Origin of the sequence: Jutongia hominis, assembly GCF_014384965.1 — a bacterium.
In the GTDB taxonomy this organism is placed as follows: domain Bacteria; phylum Bacillota; class Clostridia; order Lachnospirales; family Lachnospiraceae; genus Butyribacter; species Butyribacter hominis.
Window position 1 is genome coordinate 58,707 of sequence record NZ_JACRSW010000040.1, and the last position, 19,334, is coordinate 78,040.

Below are 19,334 nucleotides of genomic sequence, written 5' to 3' on the forward strand. Positions count from 1 at the left end.
TAATAGTAAATGGTATATCGATTAGAGAAATTGTAGTCAAAATTAAAAAGAGAAAGAGGAAAGTAAAATGGGATTATTGCAGGAATGGAGAGAATACGCATATGGCGTAGATATTAATTCAGCTCAGGGGAAAGCAATCTGGGACAAGTATTTTGCTCAGGAGAAAGTTATCTATGAAGAGCTTTTGGCAGATCCTTCGATTGTTGTATCCGGTACAGTAAAAGAACTTGCTGAAAAATATCATATGGATCTAAACTATATGGTCGGTTTTTTAGATGGTATCAATGAAAGTCTGAAAGTTGCAAATCCGATTGAAGAAATGACAGAGGATACAAAAGTAACTTTAGATATCGATCTGGAAAAATTATATTATAATATGGTAGAAGCAAAAGCGGACTGGCTTTATGAACTTCCTGCATGGGATAAGCTTCTTACAGCAGAAAGAAGAAAAGAAATATATCGTGAACAGAAGAAATCAGGCACGATTGTAAAACCAAAGAAGATTGGAAGAAATGATCCATGTCCTTGTGGTTCAGGCAAAAAGTATAAGCAGTGCTGTGGTAGAAAATAATCTTGTATGATTGCAAAAAGATGATATAGCAGGAACAGGGATTAGGACATGTTCCTGATCAGTTCAAGGATGAATAATATAAGAAACAAAAGCCGGTATTATGATATAATACCGGCTTTTTAGAATATAAAAACTGTCATTTCACAGGTTTCTGTATTTACCTTGGAGAGGATACTATCAGAATAGTGAACGACAGCATTTTATCTGCTAGATCAATTGCATCTGTACATCTTTTGTTAATACATCTGTATAACTAAATGATATCTTCTGAGTCGTGTCATCTGCTTTGTTGAAGACTTCAATTAAAAAGATACTTGGATATGTCTCACTGATTACGCCTTCTGCTTCATCAATCTTATGTCTTCCGCGGTTTGCACGGATCTTAACACGGTTTCCGATGTTTCGATCCAAGGAAAACTTTACTTTTTGTATATCTGCATGACTCATAGTTCACCTAAACCTTTCATAGTGGATTATCAAAAATGACGGATAATCGTTTTATCTACTCTTGTATTCTAGCACTTTTGGGGTAGAACGTCAATTTTAGGTAAGAATTTACAGAAGAAATGATATGAAAAATGCACAAAAACGATCAATAAAAGTCAACTAAAATGGGCAATATTTTTTGCAAAAACCGAAATGTGACAAAAAATGGAAAACTTCTGCGTGAATTATGTCTATGAAAGAAATCTAATATTGTGTATTTTTAATGAAATATTTATATTTGTTAAAAATACACAATATGTATGGAAAATTTACAAAGTATAATACAAAATAAGGAAAAATAGTATATGAAAATGTTCGTCAAAGAAAACTGTTTCAGGCATGCTTGAAATAGGGCTACCGCAATCCCATTGGCTTTAGACAATGGGTAGTTCACCATCATGGAAAAGATCAAACAGGAAAGTCTGTAGAATAGACCGCTTCATGTGTCGCTCTTCGTCAGGAAAAACATAATGCAAAGGTAAGTTGTTTGTGATAAAATAAAAACAAGAATGTCTTGGAAGGATGTGTATGAGTGAATCATATTGTTATAGATTTAGAAATGAATAAGATTGTGAAACAGATTCGTGGAGACAGCAAGCTGTCAAGTGAATTGATAGAGATCGGTGCTGTCAAAATGGATGATCATTTTCAGGTGATTGATACGTATCAGTCTTATGTCTCTCCCGATTATGGGAAAATGGATAAAAAGATCATTGAACTGACAGGTATCACAGATGATAAATTAGTCGGTGCGCCCCGGTATAAAGAGGCTATGGATCAATTTGCAAAATGGATCGGCAGAGAAGACACACAGTTCTATTCCTGGAGTTTATCCGATATTAGGCAGTTTCAGGCAGAAGCGGAATTTAAAGAGTACAAAGGAGAGATCCTTCCACGAATGGAAGCAAACTGGAATGATTTTCAGGAAGAATACAGTAAGCTTCTCGGAATAGAAAAAAAGATCCGTTTAAAGCAGGCAGTATCGTCAGCTGATTATGAATTTACAGGAGCGCAGCATACAGCGTTGGCAGATGCTGTCAATACAGCAGAGATTCTGCGTCTGTCAAAGAACAAAGAAGAATTTGAACGTGTTATGAAACCGGTATTGGATCTGTTTCGGATGGACAAGCAGGAAAGTACGCTGTTGGATATGTGTCCCGAGTTTTTTGCTTCCTTATCTAATCTGCCGGAGAAATAAACCGGGATTGAAATTCTTTATCGAATCTGCCGGAGGAACAGACCGAGATTGAACGAGCTGAAAGTAAGGATTGATCCTTACTCAAAAGGCAGGAAGATAGAACATAAAAACAAGCTTGATAAATCACAGCTTGTTTCGCTCTTGTATTTACCTAAAAATGGAATCCTATTGTTGGTTCTTTTGGTCGGTTCGTAAATTCAGTATATACATGATAACCGATGCACCGATAATGATAAAACAGCCAATATAGCTTAAATAATCCGGTATCTCGCCTAGAAGCAGAAAGCCGATAATTCCGCTAAAGATCACATTTGTATAATCATATACCGATAGTTCTCTTGCCGGTGCATAGGAATAAGCAGCCGTGATGAAAAACTGTCCGAATGATGCAGCAACACCGGTTAGGATCAGATAAAATAACTGTATAAAAGTCATTGGTGTATAATGCAGGGTGCAATAAGGCAGTGAGCATAAACATGAAAATACCGAGAAGAACAGAATGATAAATGGAGCAGAAACACCAAGTGTACGGGCTTTCCGCAAAAGTGTATAGGCAAGACCGGCTCCCATGCCACCGAGCATTCCAATCAATGCTGGGAATGAAAGCAACGAACTGCCATCCGGCTTTAAGATGAAAAGTGCACCCATCAGAGCAGTAATAACACAAACAATCTGATAAAATGCTACCGACTCTTTAAGAATTAAATACGAAAATAAAACAGCAAAAAAAGGTGACAGTTTATTTAACATGGCTGCGTCGGCAATATTCAGATGATCGATCGCATAAAAATTGCAAAAGATGCCAACGGTACCGAAAAGCGCACGACCAAAGACATATCCAAAGGATTTTTTTGTACAACCGATAGCCGGTTTATCTTTTAACAATAGGATCAGTGCAACAAACGCAGCCACCAGATTACGAAAAAGTGACTTTTGCAATGTAGGTACATTTCCCGAAAGCTTAATAAACAAACTCATAAAAGAAAATGATAGTGCAGATAAAATAATACACAAAATTCCTTTTGACTTACTAGACATCATTTTTCTATTCCTCCTCTTTTTGTTCACACCATATCTTGATTTTATAGTAACTTTTCTTCTTTCCCTTTGAGATGAATGACAGCGTCATTTTATATTCTGTGTTTTGTATTTCAAGTTATTTTTGTCTCTGGGGAGCACTATCTTGCCCTGATAAGGATATCTAAGATTTTTTGCTTTTTTGCTATGATTTTGGGCGCTCTCATCTGATATAGGGGCAGGGCCTGTCTGATGTACATTGCTGTTTGGGAATCTCAAAGGCCGTCGCCACTTGCGCTGCAAAAAAGATTTGCTTTTTGCAGTGCTATGTGTGCGCTACGTGGCTTTGCGAAGCGGGAGCGTGTCCCAAACAACAATGCTACTCAGGCTGAGTCGCCCCTATAGTTATGACCCGCGCCCAATTAGCAAAAAAGCCTAAAAAATCAGATATCCTAACAGGGCAGCGTGTCTTACCCCAAAGACAATAATATACTTGAAATACAGTATGTCATACTGTATATGACGCTGTATTTAAGATTTCAATAGGAAAGAAGAAAAGTTACTATAAATACCTGCTTATGATGATAAAAGCTAAGAAATATGTTTGCACAAAAATGAGCAGAAGTCAAATGTCCTTGATGCCATAACATAAATGCAAAGCACCATATATCTTATGATCCGGCTTAAGATATATGGTGCAATATATTTTATAATATATTTTGTATGATATGGTATGTCTTATTTTACAATGATCTTGAGTTTTGCTTTTTTATTATTATAGGTCTTGGCGGTAATGATCGCAGTACCTTTCTTCTTTGCTTTGATCTTTCCGTTTGATGAAACAGATGCCACCGATGGTTTAGAAGAAGTATAACGCATTGTCCGGCTTGCACTTCCTTTCGAAAGTTTTACTTTGAGTGAGAGCTTTTTTCCTTTCTTGATTTTTTTCGAACCGGAAGGACTTAGCATAACTTTGGAAGGCGCTTTTTTCACGGTGATCTTAATGGAAGCTTTTGCTCCGTTAGAAAGACTTGCCGTAATCGTTGCCGATCCTCTTTTTTTTGTTGTGATCTTACCGGATCTTGATATTGCTGCAACGGATGATTTGCTGCTCTGGTAAGAAACACTACCGGTTGTATTTGTTTTTAGAAGTGAAGAAAGGGAATAGCTTTCTTTGGCTCCCAATGTTAATTTGGAAGAAGAAAATGCAATTTTTTGTGTTGTCTGACTGTTGTTCGTATGTGCTGTTGTATTGTTTGTGGTGCTGCTTTTTGTGTTTATTCCATTAGAAGAACTCTGAGTGTTATTGGAACTGTTTCCGGTTGTTGTATTTTGAGAGGAACCTGCACTGTTATTATTGCTGCTATTATTGGAATTTGTTGTATTATCTGCTTTTGAAGTGTTTGTTGTAAAAGCTTTCAGGCAGACATTGTTTTCTAAATCGTTCCGGCTGTCATAGTCAGACAGATCAGACCACTGATTGTCGAGATATAAGAAACTTTGGTTGCTTTGTGAAGTATAGGTTACTTTGGTGCTTCCATCGTCATAACTACCGCCCTCAATCGGTATATATCCTGATACATTTGATGTTTTATCATAAGAGATTACAACACTAAAAGTTTCGCCGGCGTTTAATGATACGGATTGGTCAAGAGTAATCACATGATACCCATTATATGCCTGTGTACCGGAAACTGTTTCGACTAATGTACCGTTAGTAGGGACATTTCCTGATATATTTTTGTATATGGAAATGGTATATGGCTGATTATCTTCTATTGTATAGATGCCAACCGAGTCCAGGTTTTGATTATAGTCTGTGTTTGCTGTAAAGATATTTGCAGCAAGCGTAGATGTATTACCGGATGAAATGGCATTTCCCCAGCCAAAACCATCATATTGATAAGCGTTGTCATATGTAGAGGCAGAAGCTGCTTTGAAACTGTAAAATTCTGTTAAAGTAGGTTCTTCGTAGGAGATCCAGAAATATCCATCGTCGCCGTAATCACTTCCGTAATTATTTGCAATCAGCCACGCTCCATCAGAAGAAGGCTGATAGGTACCAAAATTTTCTTTTGAATAATTATCGTCCCATCCAACGATCGTGACGCAATGGTTTGCATAGGATGCGGCAGTCAGATCAGGGTCCATAACCGTATCATCGGTATATTTTTCCTGATAATATGCTGTGCCTGCTGAAGTAGTATGATCATAATTTTTACTATAGTAAAAGGCAACATCAAGTGCACCGTTTTCCATTAAAACATTTTTGATCGTGTTATGTGATGAATTGTCATAGCAGGATGCATCTGTTAAAATGTAATCTTTCTGATAAAAAAGGCTGTCACCGGCTGCATTCATGGAGGAAGCCATTGAATTTAACCGGTTTATGGTATCGGCTGAAAAAGGAGCGGTACTTTCATTGACGGCACCACTGCCTCTTGCTAACGTAAATGCAGCGGACAGTGCATTGCCTCCCAGCATATAAGCGGCTGCATTTTGTGAGACAGATGGTGAAGAATGGTAATGAGAAACCAGGCAGCCTTCTCCGGCAAGGAGATCATTTGCAATGCTGGATGTATGATACGTGTACCATGCCAGATGACTCTCTGAAAGATCTGTCTGATCAGCACTTCCCAGTCCTTGCATGATCAGGTTGGATTCTAAAGCTTTGATTGCTCCAAATGTCCAGCAGCTTCCGGTGACTCCCTGATCTTTGATCGATGTAACGGCATTCTGTGTGCGAAGATCATAAGAAGAGGGAAGGGCTGTGGCTTTTTTCTTAGAAGATGAAGTTATGGCTGTATTATCATTAAGAGAAACTACATTTCCGTTTGTATCTTCATAATGATAATGTAAGAGCGAATCGTTCGTTGTGTCGTAGACACGGGTTAAAATTTTTACATTATCGGAAGATGTGTCAGCTTGTGCAGCCGATGGATAGACCGGTACGCTGCTGATCACTAAGGCTGTAGCAAATACAGTCGGGAAAAAACGTTTGTATAAATGCTTCATAAAATCTCATCCTTTCTGTTACAATGTTTTTTGTTTTTTTAAGATTGCTTGTATCTGAAAAAGTCGTTTTTTATTGCAATGTTTCCGATGCTGCTTTCTCTGGTTTGTCTGTATCTGTAAAAGCAATCCCCTATCCGTTTAATACCATGCTTTTTTAGTAAGGGTATTCCTATGGTCAGCCGGGTTGTAATGATCTGCTTTTTTTTATTATACAGGTTATTTCTGTTCACAGACAAGTCTTTATGATTAACATAAAGATTTTTTGTGACAGAATTCGTCTAGGGTTGTGACGATTTTGTGTGCAAGACTTTATATCAAGAGTGCATCAATGGGAAAATGATCTCAAAATCAAAGGAATACAGGTGTTGAAAATCAGGAGATCTACAATCCAAAAAGCAATTATAAAAATAAAAGAATCTATTGGAAGAAACTGCAAGTGCAGAAAATAGGAGAATACATTGGAAGAAACTGTAAGTGTAAAAAAGCCAAAGAATATACAAACAGAATTGCATGCATTAAAAATACGAGAATATACGAATTCAAAAACATAGGACAAAGGTGTTAAAAATAAGAGAATAAATTGTCAAAAAACAGCAGAAAATGAGCAGATACAATGGAAAAATGCTTTGAGATTAAGGTAATGGTAATTGTATGAAAAAATAAAGTATGTTATATTTATAGAAAATTATATTTCAAAGGGAGACTTTGAAGAGAAAAGAGGGTATCATGAAATATTTAATTGACATTCTAAAAGGTGTTGTAATTGGTGTGGCGAATGCAATCCCCGGTGTAAGCGGTGGAACGATGATGGTTTCTATGGGTATCTATGATGATATTATCTATTGCATCACGCATCTGTTTAAGCAGTTTAAGAAAAGCGTATTGATGCTTCTTCCATATTTTATAGGTATGGCAGTCGGCATTGTCGGGTTGGCATTTGCGATTCAGTATCTGGATAAGAACTTCCCGTTTCAGACAAGAATGGTCTTTATCGGTCTGATTCTTGGTGGTGTTCCGATGCTTTTTCAGAGAGTCAAAAAGCAAAAAATCGGAATTGCCAATGGAGTGGTCTTTTTGATCTTTTTTGCATCGATCATTGCAATGCAATATTTTGGCGGTAACGGAACCGATGTCGCATTAACGATCGGGGTGTTATCGTTGATCAAGTTGTTTGTAGTCGGTGTGATCGCCTCAGCTACGATGGTTATACCGGGTGTCAGTGGATCTATGATGCTAATGATCATGGGATATTATAATCCAATCATGAAAGCAATCACAGACTTTGTAAAAGCAGCTACAAGCGGAGACTGGGGAAATGTACTTCATATCGGTGCAATCCTTGTACCGTTTGGTATTGGAGTGGTACTTGGTATCTTTGCGATCGCTAAGATCATTGAATGGCTGTTAAACAAAGCAGAAGGACTTACTTATTCTGCAATTCTAGGTTTAGTGATCTCTTCCCCAGTTGTTATTTTGATGGGAACTGCATTATCAGGCATTGGTGCTGTTACGATCGTAACAGGAATCATCGCATTGGTATTAGGCGGCATTTTTGCTTTAAAACTCGGTGGCGAATAAATACAAAAGAACGGGGGCGTTTGTATGGGTAACGAAGGAAAAAAAGAGTTGCATAAAAGAATTTATATGAATTTGTTGTGGACATTGATGATACTGCTTTGTATTGTCTTTGTTGTACCACCGTTGATACGTTTTTTTATGCCATTGATCGTGGCATGGATCATAGCGGCAATTGCTAATCCGATGGTACGGTTCCTGGAAAATAAAATTAAGATTATGCGAAAACATGGTTCTGTGATTGTCATTGTGCTGGTGCTTCTGGCAGTCGGTGCATTGCTTTATGGCATCGGTTATGTGACGGTAGCACAGGTAAGCAGTCTGATAAAGGATCTTCCGGGAGTCTATGAACAGGTAGTGCAAAATCTTCAGGATTCATTGGGAAAATTGCATCAGCATTTTGATTTTATTCCAGACAATATCAGTGAACTGATCGACAAAAATGACAGTAAGCTCAACAGCTTCTTCTTATCATTTTTTGATTCATTAAAGACCAGTCCTATCTCCGCAGTAGGTTCGTTCGCAAGTTCTTTGATCGATATCATTGTAATGAGTATACTGACTTTAATGATTTCCTATTTCTTTGTTGTACAGAGAAATGAGATCAAAGCAACATTTAAGAAATATCTTCCAAAAGGAATCAAAGATATTTGGAATGTTGCAATGGATACCTGCATTCGTGCACTGGCAGGATATATCAAGGCATTATTTAAGATTATGATCATTATATTTGCAATATTGTTTGTGATATTTGGTGGTATTTTGCATACGAAATACGCAGTTGTCTTAGCTTTGGTAACAGCTTTTCTTGATTTCCTTCCATTCCTTGGAACAGGAATTATTATTACTCCATGGGCAATTTATTGTGCTTTGACCGGAGATTATCTGAGTGTTGTTGTATTAGTTATTACTTACTTTGTCTCGTTGTTGGCACATCGTCTGCTCGAACCAAAGTTAGTCAGCGACAACATTGGCATGAGTCCGTTTGCTACGCTGTTATCTATGTTCATTGGATATCGTTTGATCGGTATGCTTGGTTTGATCGTAGGTATTCCGGTTGGAATGATTGTTGTAGCCTTTGTGGAACAGGGAATATTTGATTCACAGATCCGCGGTATCAGGATATTACTTGATGACTGGAATGAATACCGTAAATATTAAAGGTCAAAGAAAAGTATAGAAGTATAGAAAAACTTCTGTATAGATAGCAATATAGGAGAATGGTTTCTTGATAAAAGTATAGAAAAACTTCCTGATTAGAAAAGAATATCGTAATAAAAAGACCATAGAATCTTTGTATCAGCTTATCATAATTTATGCTTTTTGAGCCTGTTATGATAAAACTTAACAAAGATCTTATGGTCATTTGTTTTTTTAACATTGTAACTTTCAAAAGTTGTCTTTTCGTATCCAGAATTAATAGTTATCCTGGAAGTGCCAGAGCTTTTTGACAACGGTACGATCTTCTAAAAAATCTCTTTTGTGTACTTCATAAGAAATACGGTATACGATATAATAGATTGCAATACCGACCAGAATGCCAATCAGATAAAAGGTATAATCATCAATATCAGCCCGGCCGATGCCTGTCAGGAACTGAATAAATTCAAGCAGAAATGGCAGGAACAGATATGTGAAAATACGAGGTGTGATCGAATGATTTCTTAAAAATACTCTGATGTAAAAACCTGCAGGAATGCCAAGGACGATCATTTCAAGCATATAGGTGATCATTTTGGTAATGGAGGCATGATGTGATAAAGCATCTTCAATATAATTACCGGTTGCCATAAATGGAATAAAGTTATGTGCACCAAAATCCATTGTTTCATAAGGTGGAAGTAGCGGTGTGACAAAAAGCAGCTTAACTAAAGCGATTGCATAAATTATAAGGAAAAGAATGCTCATTCCGTAAAAGAAAAATAAGTATTCGGCAAAACGCGGACCACGGTCACAAAAATCGCGGATAAAGCAGTAGCCAAATGGAATGAACCAGTTTACAATGATCAAAGCAATCAGGCTGTAATCATATGCAATCCAGACATTTGGCTGCATCAGGTAAACAATGATCGTAAATGCTGTCGATGTAATCGTCATAAAAGATGCATGTAAAAAACAATAATCATAGTTCAGGGAACTTTCCAAAAAGAAATGTGCAAGTCCCAGTGAAATGATTGCTGCTACTGCAACAGTGATCAGATGCTGTGGTATAAAATAATATAAACACATTTCAAAAAGAAATGAAAGTAAGGACAGCAGTATAACCAAACTACTGATATTAACGGAACGTTTATTCATAGAATTCTCCTTTTTTTACGAAGTATCTTTCTTCTTGGTAAAAGATTTTTCTTCTTAGTTTTTAGTATGGTCCAATTCAATTTCATCATACGTTATTTCATTATAGAAGATTTTGAAAAAAAAGCAATCGTCATTCTAAACAAAAATATAAATTTTTTTCAAAAAAAGGGTTGACAGATTTTAATGTGTTTGATATAGTAAACAAGTCGTGTGAAACGAAAACGGGATCTTAGCTCAGCTGGGAGAGCATCTGCCTTACAAGCAGAGGGTCACAGGTTCGAGCCCTGTAGGTCCCATAGGTTTTTCTTTAGCGATAAAAATAATATGGCGGAATAGCTCAGTTGGCTAGAGCATACGGTTCATACCCGTAGTGTCATGGGTTCAAATCCCTTTTCCGCTACTTGTTTAAAGCCTTACAGATTTTGCTCTGTAGGGTTTTTTACTTTATAAAAACACCAACAAAGTCCTGACAGATCCTATCATATCATATGCAAAATCATACAATGCGTCATATCGAAATGAATGCATTCCCATTTCTATTTGCTCTTCCTTTTGGTGCACTGTTTCGATTGTTAAGGATATCTAAGATTTTTTGCTTTTTTGCTCTTATTATGGGCGCTCTCATCTGATATAGGGGCAAGGCCAGTCTGATGTACATTGCTGTTTGGGAATCTCAAAGGCCGTCGCCACTTGCGCTGCAAAAAGAGAGACACGCTTTTTGCAGTGCTATGTGTGCGCTACGTGGCTTTGCGAAGCGGGAGCGTGTCCCAAACAGCAATGCTACTCAGGCTGAGTCGCCCCTACAGTTATGACCCGCGCCCAATAAGCAAAAAAGCTTAAAAAATCAGATATCCTAACCAATCGTCGTGTCAAACCAAAAGGAAGGACAAAATAGAAATGGGAAAATATACTATATTGGGATATGACGCAGTGATAACATTCCAATGATAGGATTTGGCAGGACATAGGATGAATTTTTGTATAGATGAAAAGACAGAATGGGAGGAAAAAAGATGCGTGTAGGTATGGGATATGATGTGCATAGATTAGTAGAGGATAGGGAACTGATCTTAGGTGGTGTAACGATACCGTATGAGAAAGGACTGCTCGGTCATTCCGATGCAGATGTGCTTTTACATGCGATCATGGATGCATTGCTTGGAGCAGCGGCACTTGGAGATATCGGGAAGCATTTTCCGGATACCGATGATCAGTATAAGGGGATTTCCAGTATTGCTTTATTAGAAAAGGTTGCTAAGCTTTTGGAAAAAGAATGCTATATGATTGAAAACATTGATGCGACGATCATTGCACAACAGCCAAAGATGCGTCCGTATATTGAGCAGATGGAAGAAAATATTGCCAATGCACTTGGAATTGAAAAGAATCGTGTGAATGTGAAGGCAACGACAGAAGAAGGCCTTGGTTTTACCGGTCAGAAAGAAGGAATATCTTCACAGGCAATCTGTTCGATCTCATCAATGTATGAGCATATGTCATCAGATATGGCAGCACCACAGACCGGATGCAATGGCTGTAGTGGCTGCCGGAGAGTGTAATACATTATAGCTTAATTCCCTGTAATAATTTTGCGAAGGGACTTTCATCGTGCGATTCTTCGGAATCGGCATTGTATTCTTCCGGAATATCGAAAGTCTCTTCTTCTGTGTCCGGTTCGTCTTCTTTTAATGCTTTGATGCTTAAAGAAATACGGTCACCTTCGATCTTTAGAATCTTTGCTTTGACTTTTTCACCCATTTTTAAGACTTCTTTTGGAGACTTGATAAATTTGTTCGTGATCTGTGAAATGTGACATAGGCCGGAAATATCTTCTCCGAGTGCGATAAAGACACCATAGGATTCCATTCGTTCAATCGTACCTTCGACGATATCACCCACCATCAGTCTGCCAATACGCAGGTTCTTCTCGGCTAATGCTTGTTCTTTTGCGATTGCTTTTGCTGATAGAACAAGCTTTTTATGTTCCGGTTCTACAGTTAAAATGACAGCTTCCACGGTCATGCCTACATAGCTGTCTGTATCCTCAACATAATTTAAGGCAAGTTTAGAAGCCGGAATAAAGGCACGTATCCCTTTTACAAAGCCGACAACACCTGCAGGGACTGCCTCTGTGATCTTTACAGAAAAGACTGTATGATCTTCAAAATCTTTTTGCAATTCATCCCAGACTAATTCATCATTGGCTGCTTTCATTGATAAGACGACATTGCCACTTGCACTTTCTGCATCAATAACCATTACTTTTACAATATCTCCGATATTCAGATCATTTTTGATCGAGAAGGAAGGATCGTGGCTGCATTCTTCCAGAGGAATCACGCCCTCTGTATAATATTGCAAGTCGACGGTTGCTTCTGTATCTGATATACCGATGATCGGTGCTTCTAAAATGTCGCCCTCTTTTAATACTTTAAAAGAACGGTTGATCTCGTCTTCAAAATCTTTCATGTTTTCTTCTGCCATAAGAACCTCCTTGTGTATAATATGTACTTTCGGTATCTTCTAAAAATGAATCCTTTTGGACGGATTTTTCTCGGAAGATTTCGAGAGGACAGGGATTTGTTATTTATTGTAAGCTTTTTTCTGTAGGAAAGCAATAACAGAACGGAATGGTAGGAAAGCATTTTTCTTTAATATAAAAAGGATACTGTAGGGGATCAATGCTTGATTGAATGCAAGAGAAGGTGGCTGCTACACACTTATTTCATAGAAAGGGTAAGGTAAAACACAGGAAAAAGTATTTTATCGACAAAAGGCAGGGTTTATGATATCATCTATAGATGTAGGCTTATTTGCGGCAGCACAGGAGAAGAAAACCGGCGTTGCTATAGACGAATGTAAATGATTGGAGGAAAATGAGAATGGCTAAAATTCAGATGACGACACCTTTGGTAGAGATGGATGGAGATGAGATGACAAGAATCCTTTGGAAAATGATCAAGGATGAGCTGTTACTTCCGTTTGTTGATTTAAAGACAGAATATTATGATTTGGGATTAGAGCATCGTAATGAAACAGATGATCAGGTTACAATAGATTCGGCAGAGGCAACGAAGAAATATGGTGTAGCTGTTAAATGTGCAACGATCACACCAAACGCCGCAAGAATGACAGAATACAATTTAAAAGAAATGTGGAAGTCACCAAATGGCACGATCCGTGCTGCATTAGACGGAACAGTATTTCGTGCACCGATTCAGGTTAAGGGAATCGAACCTTGTGTAAAAAACTGGGAAAAACCGATCACATTAGCAAGACATGCCTATGGTGATGTTTATAAAAACACAGAGATCAAAGTTCCGGGTGCGGGAAAAGCAGAGTTAGTCTTTACAGCGGAAGATGGAACAGAAGTGCGTAAGACAATTCAGGAGTTTGACGGACCGGGTATCATTCAGGGCATACATAATACAGATAAATCAATTGCAAGCTTTGCAAGAGCATGCTTTGGTTATGCATTAGATACAAAGCAGGATTTATGGTTTGCAACAAAAGATACGATCTCAAAGATCTATGACCATAATTTTAAAGATATTTTCCAGGATATCTATGATAAAGAATACAAAGAGAAATTCGAAGCAGCAGGTATCGAGTATTTCTATACTTTGATCGATGATGCGGTAGCTCGTGTTATGAAAGCAAAAGGTGGCTTTATCTGGGCTTGTAAGAACTACGATGGTGATGTTATGAGCGATATGGTATCTTCTGCATGCGGATCACTTGCTATGATGACATCTGTTCTGGTATCGCCAAGTGGTGTTTATGAATATGAAGCAGCACATGGAACTGTTCAGAGACATTATTACAAGCATCTGAAAGGCGAAGAGACATCTACAAACTCTGTAGCAACGATCTTTGCTTGGTCAGGAGCCCTCCGCAAGCGTGGTGAAATGGATCAGATCCCTGCACTTTGCGATTTTGCCGATAAGCTTGAGAAAGCAACATTAGGTACGATCGAATCAGGAAAGATGACAAAAGATCTGGCACTGATCACAAGCATGGAAAATGTTACGGTATTAAACAGCGAAAACTTTATCAAAGCAATTCGTGAGAGTTTAGAGAAAATGATGTAATTATCCCGACAAAGCGAACACAGAATGGGTTATAAACGAGTGATTGCTTCATGTGGATAAGGAATAGCATTCATAATAAAGCAGAAATATATTGTACAAAGGATCCGGAAGTGTTGCACACAAAGTAACGTTTCTGGATCTTTGTTACATGATCATTTTGTTTTTGCCCAAGCAGTTGGCTTTACGTTCTATGGCGGTTTAACAAGAAAGGAAAAAGATGAGTAAATATAATATGCAAAATCTACCGGATAAAGGATTTACACATGGTGGAAAATTTCATTCGGATGATGTGTTCGCAACAGCATTTCTTCGGATTCTGAATCCTAAGATCACAATAGAAAGAGGGTTTGATGTCCCGGAGAATTTTGATGGGATCGTATATGATATCGGAAGAGGTGAGTTTGACCATCACCAGCAGGACAAAGAATATCGTGAAAACGGCTGCCCTTACGCAGCTTTCGGATTGATATGGCGTGCATTCGGAGCGGATTTTATCGGTGAAGAGGAAGCGGTTCATTTTGATGAGAAGTTTATTCAGCCGTTAGATGAATCCGATAATACCGGATGTGATAATATGCTTGCAAAAGTGATTGGTGAGTTTAATCCGGGATGGGACAGCACGGAATCCTATGACGACTGTTTCTGGAAAGCCGAGGCAATGGCGGAGGTGATCCTGCGTAACCATTTTGAATCTGTGGAAGGAGCGAAGAGGGGCAGTGCACTTGTCAAAGAAGCAATGGAACGGTCAGATGGCAAGATTTTGATTCTGCCAAGGTTTGCCCCATGGAAGAAAGAAGTGACAGGAAGCAGTTATCTTTTTACAATCTATCCGTCTAACCGTGGCGGATATAGCGTTCAGGCAGTTCCGGTCAGCAATGAAGATACTACTTTGGTTTGTCCGTTCCCGGATGCATGGTGCGGTAAGACAAAAGAAGAATTAGTAGCACTTACCGGGATTGCATCTTTGCGATTTTGTCATCCGAACGGTTTTTTATGTGCGGCAGAAAAATTAGAAGATGCTGTCTGCGTAGCAAAAAAAGCGATGGAATTAAAAAAGAAAGACTGATCCGGATGGTCTGTAAATCTGATTTTATATATTGTCTACCTGTTAATAATACGATATAATCCACAGTAGAAACTGTACAATTTGTATAAAAATCGTACAAATAAAGGGGAACGAGGCAGATATATGTCAATAGGAAAAGGCATGAAAAAGTGGCAGAGAACAAAGACCGGAGTGCCTTCCTGGTTACTGCTGATGGAAGTGTTGTAGGACACAATAATAAAGATTATCTTCCTAAAGAAAGCGGAAATACAACGATCACAAAGGTTTTACCGGAATTGAACCTCAAAGGCTTCAAAAATGGAAATGGCAGAACGGAAGATCATGCAGATTACGGATAATATTGATGATATCAGTACTTTGATTGGCACGTAAAAAGTCTTAGTGTGGAGTGCAAAGCGTTGGCTTTGCACTTTTTTTAATGGAATGGGAAACTGCTCGTACAGTAGTGGTGCATCAACAAGAATTGCTTTAGCAATTCTTGGAGTGCAAAGCGCTGGCTTTGCACTTTTTTTAATGGAATGGGAAACTGCTCGTACAGTAGTGGTGCATCAACAAGAATGTATAGATATCCTATTGACAAAGTAGGAATATAAGAGTATGATAGCAGTTGTTATCCGAAGTGCATAAGATATAAGTATAGAAAGCACGAAAACAAGATAGGAGGTGACTGCATTGAATTGGGATTTTATTATGCGATATCTGCCCATGTATCAGAAAGCAGCCATATTGACTGTAAAGATCGGTGCTTTAGGTATTGTATTTGCAATTATAGTTGGTCTTATCTGTGCAACGATCCAATATTACAAAGTTCCGGTATTAAGAACGATCGTTGCAGTTTATATCGAATTAAGTAGAAACACACCTTTGTTGGTACAATTATTTTTCATTTATTATGGATTACCAAAGGTCGGCATTTCGATCGACGCAAACACCTGTGGTGTGGCAGGTTTGGCATTCCTTGGCGGAAGTTATATGGCAGAAGCCTTCCGAAGCGGTCTTGAAACGATCGAGCCGATTCAGGAAGAAAGTGCATTAAGCCTTGGAATGAGTAATTATCAGGCAATGCGTTATGTCATTCTGCCACAGGCGGTATCGATCAGTATACCGGCATTTATGGCAAATGTGATCTTCTTGCTGAAAGAAACCAGCGTGTTTAGTGCGATCAGTCTGATGGATCTGATGTTTACCGCAAAAGATCTGATCGGAGTATATTATAAGACAACAGAAAGCTTATTCCTTCTGGTTGTATTTTATCTTATCATTCTGCTTCCGGTATCGATCCTTGGCAGTCTGTTAGAAAGGAGGCTGCGCTATGCTGGATTTGGGGCTTGATGTCTTATTAAAAGGAAATAATATGATCCGTCTGTTACAGGGACTCTGGGTGGCACTCTGGATCAGTCTGGTATCGGTTATTATCAGTATGCCACTTGGTATCCTTCTTGGTATTGTGATGACATGGAAAAATAAGGTCACAAAAGCAATTCTTAGGATCTACCTTGAATTTATCAGGATCATGCCGCAGCTTGTCTTACTTTTTATCGTATATTTCGGAACGACAAGAATTTTTGGCTGGGAGTTGTCCGGTGAGACTGCTTCGATCATTGTCTTTGTACTTTGGGGAACAGCCGAAATGAGTGATCTGGTCCGTGGTGCATTGGTATCGATCCCGAAGCACCAATATGAATGCAGTGAAGCACTTGGAATGAGTATGGCACAGACATACCGCTATATCATTATTCCACAGGCAGTCAGACGTTTGATCCCACTGTCGATCAACCTGATCACACGAATGATCAAAACAACGAGTCTGATCTTAATGATCGGTGTTGTGGAAGTGTTAAAGGTATCACAGCAGATCATCGAAGCCAATCGAATGTCGAGCCCAAATGCCGCATTTGGTATCTATCTGACGGTATTTATCTTATATTTTATCGCCTGCTGGCCGATCAGTATGCTGGCACGTTATCTGGAAAAGAAATGGAGGTAAGCTGCATTGGAAAAAGAATTATTAACAATAGAGCATTTGAAAAAGAGTTTTGGAGACAATGTGATATTGGATGATGTGAACCTGACGGTAAAGCAGGGAGAAGTCATTGTGATCATTGGACCGAGTGGGTGCGGTAAAAGTACTCTGCTTCGTTGTATCAATGCACTTGAGCCGATCCAGGAAGGTCAGATCCTTTTGGATGGGGAAAAGATCGAGCCAAAGAGCAAGAATCTGACGCAGCTTCGCCAGAAGATCGGAATGGTTTTCCAAAGCTATGAGCTGTTCCCGCATCTGTCCGTCTTAGATAATATTATGTTAGCACCGATCAAAGTGCAGAAAAGACCAAAAGACGAGGTCAAAGAAGAAGCACTTGCTTTACTCGAAAGAGTTGGTTTGGCAGAGAAAGCAAAGAGTTATCCAAGAGAGCTTTCCGGTGGACAAAAGCAGCGTGTTGCGATTGTAAGGGCACTTTGTATGCACCCGGAGATCCTGCTATTTGATGAAGTAACAGCCGCACTTGATCCTGAAATGGTAAGAGAAGTTTTAGATGTTATGTTAAACCTTGCCGCACAGGGACGCACGATGCTGATCGTAACCCATGAGATGCAATTTGCAAAAGCCGTTGCGGACCGCGTGATCTTTCTTGACAATGGAAATATTGTGGAGGATGCTGCACCGGATGAATTCTTCAATCATCCTAAGACTTCGCGTGCAAAGCAGTTCTTAAATATGTTCGCTTTTGATGATGTAAAGCCGCATGAGAAAGTATAATAACGGTATCTCTGGAACAAAACTTGTGAAGTATGCAGTTTAAAGAAACATTTCAGGCTATAGAAATTACGAAGGATAGCGGTTCAAAGAAATATTTCAGGCCATAGAAATGGCTTTGAAACAGAGCTATATTTTTAGTAAAAGTGTTATTTTAGTGACAAAAAAACAGTCACTTCAATATAAAGATCAGAATGTTAAAACAGTATGCTATTAGAAAAAAAGCATGAAAATCTGATCGCATTATGAAAGAAAAGGAGATATAGAATTATGAAGACATGGAAAAAACTTTTATCGCTTGTATTAGTTGGTGCATTGGCATTTTCTTTTACAGCTTGTGGAAATGCAAAGAAGAGCGATTCCGGTAGCAAAGGAAAAGAAGCATTCCGTACACTCGATCAGATCAAAAAGAGCGGTACGATCAACATTGGTGTCTTTTCTGATAAAAATCCATTTGGATATGTGGATGAAAACGGTGAGTATCAGGGATATGACATTTATCTTGCAAACCGTTTAGGAAAAGATCTTGGTGTCAAAGTAAACTTCGTATCAACAGAAGCTGCTAACCGTATTGAGTATCTGCAAACAGGAAAAGTAGATGTGATCCTTGCAAACTTCACGGTAACAGATGAAAGAAAAGAAGAAGTAGACTTTGCACTCCCATATATGAATGTAGCATTAGGCGTGGTATCACCTTCTGATAAAGTTGTAAAGAGCCTGGATAACTGGAATGCAAAAGACCAGCTTATCGTTATCTCAGGAACAACAGCAGAACCATATCTGATGGAAAACTATCCTGACATCCCATTACAGAAGTATGATTCTTATGCAACAGCAAAGAACGCACTCGAAAATGGAAACGGTGTCGCATGGGTAAATGACAACACAGAAGTAATCGCTTTTGCAAAGCAGAACAAAGATTATACAGTCGGTATCTCTAAACTTGGTGATAACGATACGATCGCTCCTGCCGTAACAAAAGGCAACAAGACTGTATTAAACTGGTTAAATGATGAGATCAAGAGCCTTGGTAACGAGAAGTTCTTCCACAAAGATTATGAAGAAACGCTGGTTGACACATATGGTACAGAATACGAAGAGGAACTTGTTATCGAAGGTGGCCAGACAAAATAAAAAAGTGATCCGATAAAGACGTTTCGACAGTTTTTCCGGTAGGAAAAGTTGTATGTATCAAAGGATTTTAAAATTAAAATACCGGCTTGCAAGTATTTGGCAAGCCGGTATTTTGGGTTGTACTGTCA

Annotated in this window: 18 protein-coding genes and 2 tRNA genes; 15 read left to right on the forward strand and 5 right to left on the reverse strand. The window is 38.6% G+C overall.

The annotated features are described in order from the left end of the window. The first annotated feature begins 67 nt into the window (after nucleotides 1-67). Complete coding sequence (locus tag H8700_RS11450; protein ID WP_022141350.1) at nucleotides 68-571, forward strand: SEC-C metal-binding domain-containing protein; 504 nt, start codon at nucleotides 68-70, stop codon at nucleotides 569-571. A gap of 207 nt (nucleotides 572-778) precedes the next feature. Here the strand turns inward: H8700_RS11450 and H8700_RS11455 are convergent, their stop codons facing one another. Further along, complete coding sequence (locus H8700_RS11455) at nucleotides 779-1,018, reverse strand: Veg family protein (RefSeq protein ID WP_022141351.1); 240 nt, start codon at nucleotides 1,016-1,018, stop codon at nucleotides 779-781. A 571-nt stretch (nucleotides 1,019-1,589) separates the two neighbouring features. On the opposite strand from H8700_RS11455, the gene H8700_RS11460 reads away from it, so the two are divergent. Beyond that, entirely contained in the window at nucleotides 1,590-2,255 is a 666-nt protein-coding gene (locus H8700_RS11460) for a 3'-5' exonuclease (RefSeq protein WP_249305716.1), read from the forward strand. 165 nt (nucleotides 2,256-2,420) lie between these two features. Here the strand turns inward: H8700_RS11460 and H8700_RS11465 are convergent, their stop codons facing one another. Both H8700_RS11465 and H8700_RS11470 read right to left on the reverse strand, forming a co-directional pair. Then, nucleotides 2,421-3,296 (reverse strand): DMT family transporter, encoded by an 876-nt coding sequence (locus tag H8700_RS11465; protein WP_330606370.1) that lies wholly within the window; start codon nucleotides 3,294-3,296, stop codon nucleotides 2,421-2,423. A 714-nt stretch (nucleotides 3,297-4,010) separates the two neighbouring features. Continuing rightward, nucleotides 4,011-6,287, reverse strand: coding sequence for a C1 family peptidase (locus H8700_RS11470; RefSeq protein WP_249305717.1), 2,277 nt, complete (start codon nucleotides 6,285-6,287; stop codon nucleotides 4,011-4,013). A gap of 726 nt (nucleotides 6,288-7,013) precedes the next feature. Here H8700_RS11470 and H8700_RS11475 point away from each other — a divergent pair. Both H8700_RS11475 and ytvI read left to right on the forward strand, forming a co-directional pair. After that, nucleotides 7,014-7,865: a DUF368 domain-containing protein gene (locus H8700_RS11475; RefSeq protein ID WP_022142413.1), complete on the forward strand. Its 852-nt coding sequence runs from the start codon at nucleotides 7,014-7,016 to the stop codon at nucleotides 7,863-7,865. A 24-nt stretch (nucleotides 7,866-7,889) separates the two neighbouring features. Then, complete coding sequence (gene ytvI, locus H8700_RS11480; RefSeq protein ID WP_249305718.1) at nucleotides 7,890-9,023, forward strand: sporulation integral membrane protein YtvI; 1,134 nt, start codon at nucleotides 7,890-7,892, stop codon at nucleotides 9,021-9,023. A gap of 255 nt (nucleotides 9,024-9,278) precedes the next feature. On the opposite strand, the gene H8700_RS11485 is transcribed toward ytvI, so the two are convergent. Further along, complete coding sequence (locus tag H8700_RS11485; RefSeq protein ID WP_249305719.1) at nucleotides 9,279-10,160, reverse strand: VanZ family protein; 882 nt, start codon at nucleotides 10,158-10,160, stop codon at nucleotides 9,279-9,281. A gap of 223 nt (nucleotides 10,161-10,383) precedes the next feature. On the opposite strand from H8700_RS11485, the gene H8700_RS11490 reads away from it, so the two are divergent. The 3 genes from H8700_RS11490 (at nucleotide 10,384) to ispF (ending at nucleotide 11,719) form a co-directional block, all read left to right on the forward strand. Further along, nucleotides 10,384-10,456 (forward strand) — tRNA-Val (locus H8700_RS11490). A gap of 30 nt (nucleotides 10,457-10,486) precedes the next feature. Beyond that, nucleotides 10,487-10,560: transfer RNA gene (locus H8700_RS11495), tRNA-Met, on the forward strand. 613 nt (nucleotides 10,561-11,173) lie between these two features. After that, a complete protein-coding gene (gene ispF / locus H8700_RS11500; RefSeq protein ID WP_249305720.1) occupies nucleotides 11,174-11,719 on the forward strand; it encodes a 2-C-methyl-D-erythritol 2,4-cyclodiphosphate synthase in 546 nt (181 codons plus the stop codon). 4 nt (nucleotides 11,720-11,723) lie between these two features. On the opposite strand, the gene H8700_RS11505 is transcribed toward ispF, so the two are convergent. Next, nucleotides 11,724-12,644, reverse strand: a complete 921-nt coding sequence (locus tag H8700_RS11505) for a S1 RNA-binding domain-containing protein (RefSeq protein ID WP_249305721.1) — start codon at nucleotides 12,642-12,644, stop codon at nucleotides 11,724-11,726. A gap of 398 nt (nucleotides 12,645-13,042) precedes the next feature. On the opposite strand from H8700_RS11505, the gene H8700_RS11510 reads away from it, so the two are divergent. The 8 genes from H8700_RS11510 (at nucleotide 13,043) to H8700_RS11545 (ending at nucleotide 19,206) form a co-directional block, all read left to right on the forward strand. Then, nucleotides 13,043-14,251, forward strand: a complete 1,209-nt coding sequence (locus H8700_RS11510) for an NADP-dependent isocitrate dehydrogenase (protein ID WP_249305722.1) — start codon at nucleotides 13,043-13,045, stop codon at nucleotides 14,249-14,251. 217 nt (nucleotides 14,252-14,468) lie between these two features. Further along, nucleotides 14,469-15,317, forward strand: a complete 849-nt coding sequence (locus tag H8700_RS11515) for an MYG1 family protein (RefSeq protein WP_249305723.1) — start codon at nucleotides 14,469-14,471, stop codon at nucleotides 15,315-15,317. Between the two features lie 149 nt (nucleotides 15,318-15,466). Continuing rightward, on the forward strand, nucleotides 15,467-15,655 hold the full coding sequence (locus H8700_RS11520) for a PDC sensor domain-containing protein (protein WP_249305724.1): 189 nt from the start codon (nucleotides 15,467-15,469) through the stop codon (nucleotides 15,653-15,655). Between the two features lie 43 nt (nucleotides 15,656-15,698). Next, complete coding sequence (locus H8700_RS11525) at nucleotides 15,699-15,902, forward strand: hypothetical protein (protein WP_249305725.1); 204 nt, start codon at nucleotides 15,699-15,701, stop codon at nucleotides 15,900-15,902. Nucleotides 15,903-16,007: 105 nt separating this feature from the next. Beyond that, on the forward strand, nucleotides 16,008-16,649 hold the full coding sequence (locus H8700_RS11530; protein ID WP_408610863.1) for an amino acid ABC transporter permease: 642 nt from the start codon (nucleotides 16,008-16,010) through the stop codon (nucleotides 16,647-16,649). Then, the gene (locus tag H8700_RS11535; protein ID WP_249305726.1) at nucleotides 16,630-17,304 is read left to right on the forward strand and encodes an amino acid ABC transporter permease; all 675 of its coding nucleotides are present in this window, start codon (nucleotides 16,630-16,632) and stop codon (nucleotides 17,302-17,304) included. Before H8700_RS11530 ends, H8700_RS11535 begins: the two co-directional genes overlap by 20 nt. A 6-nt stretch (nucleotides 17,305-17,310) precedes the next feature. After that, entirely contained in the window at nucleotides 17,311-18,075 is a 765-nt protein-coding gene (locus H8700_RS11540) for an amino acid ABC transporter ATP-binding protein (RefSeq protein ID WP_249305727.1), read from the forward strand. A 267-nt stretch (nucleotides 18,076-18,342) separates the two neighbouring features. Further along, nucleotides 18,343-19,206 (forward strand): transporter substrate-binding domain-containing protein, encoded by an 864-nt coding sequence (locus H8700_RS11545; RefSeq protein ID WP_022142403.1) that lies wholly within the window; start codon nucleotides 18,343-18,345, stop codon nucleotides 19,204-19,206. The last annotated feature ends 128 nt before the right edge of the window (nucleotides 19,207-19,334 follow it).

Excerpts from the sequence above, each read along its gene's own strand:
- H8700_RS11465 (WP_330606370.1), bottom strand. The coding sequence starts at position 3,296 with ATGATGTCTAGTAAGTCAAAAGGAATTTTGTGTATTATTTTATCTGCA.
- H8700_RS11535 (WP_249305726.1), top strand. The coding sequence starts at position 16,630 with ATGCTGGATTTGGGGCTTGATGTCTTATTAAAAGGAAATAATATGATC.
- H8700_RS11505 (WP_249305721.1), bottom strand. The coding sequence starts at position 12,644 with ATGGCAGAAGAAAACATGAAAGATTTTGAAGACGAGATCAACCGTTCT.
- H8700_RS11530 (WP_408610863.1), top strand. The coding sequence starts at position 16,008 with ATGCGATATCTGCCCATGTATCAGAAAGCAGCCATATTGACTGTAAAG.
- H8700_RS11510 (WP_249305722.1), top strand. The coding sequence starts at position 13,043 with ATGGCTAAAATTCAGATGACGACACCTTTGGTAGAGATGGATGGAGAT.
- ispF (WP_249305720.1), top strand. The coding sequence starts at position 11,174 with ATGCGTGTAGGTATGGGATATGATGTGCATAGATTAGTAGAGGATAGG.
- H8700_RS11545 (WP_022142403.1), top strand. The coding sequence starts at position 18,343 with ATGAAGACATGGAAAAAACTTTTATCGCTTGTATTAGTTGGTGCATTG.
- H8700_RS11475 (WP_022142413.1), top strand. The coding sequence starts at position 7,014 with ATGAAATATTTAATTGACATTCTAAAAGGTGTTGTAATTGGTGTGGCG.
- H8700_RS11515 (WP_249305723.1), top strand. The coding sequence starts at position 14,469 with ATGAGTAAATATAATATGCAAAATCTACCGGATAAAGGATTTACACAT.
- H8700_RS11485 (WP_249305719.1), bottom strand. The coding sequence starts at position 10,160 with ATGAATAAACGTTCCGTTAATATCAGTAGTTTGGTTATACTGCTGTCC.
- H8700_RS11470 (WP_249305717.1), bottom strand. The coding sequence starts at position 6,287 with ATGAAGCATTTATACAAACGTTTTTTCCCGACTGTATTTGCTACAGCC.
- H8700_RS11455 (WP_022141351.1), bottom strand. The coding sequence starts at position 1,018 with ATGAGTCATGCAGATATACAAAAAGTAAAGTTTTCCTTGGATCGAAAC.
- H8700_RS11450 (WP_022141350.1), top strand. The coding sequence starts at position 68 with ATGGGATTATTGCAGGAATGGAGAGAATACGCATATGGCGTAGATATT.
- ytvI (WP_249305718.1), top strand. The coding sequence starts at position 7,890 with ATGGGTAACGAAGGAAAAAAAGAGTTGCATAAAAGAATTTATATGAAT.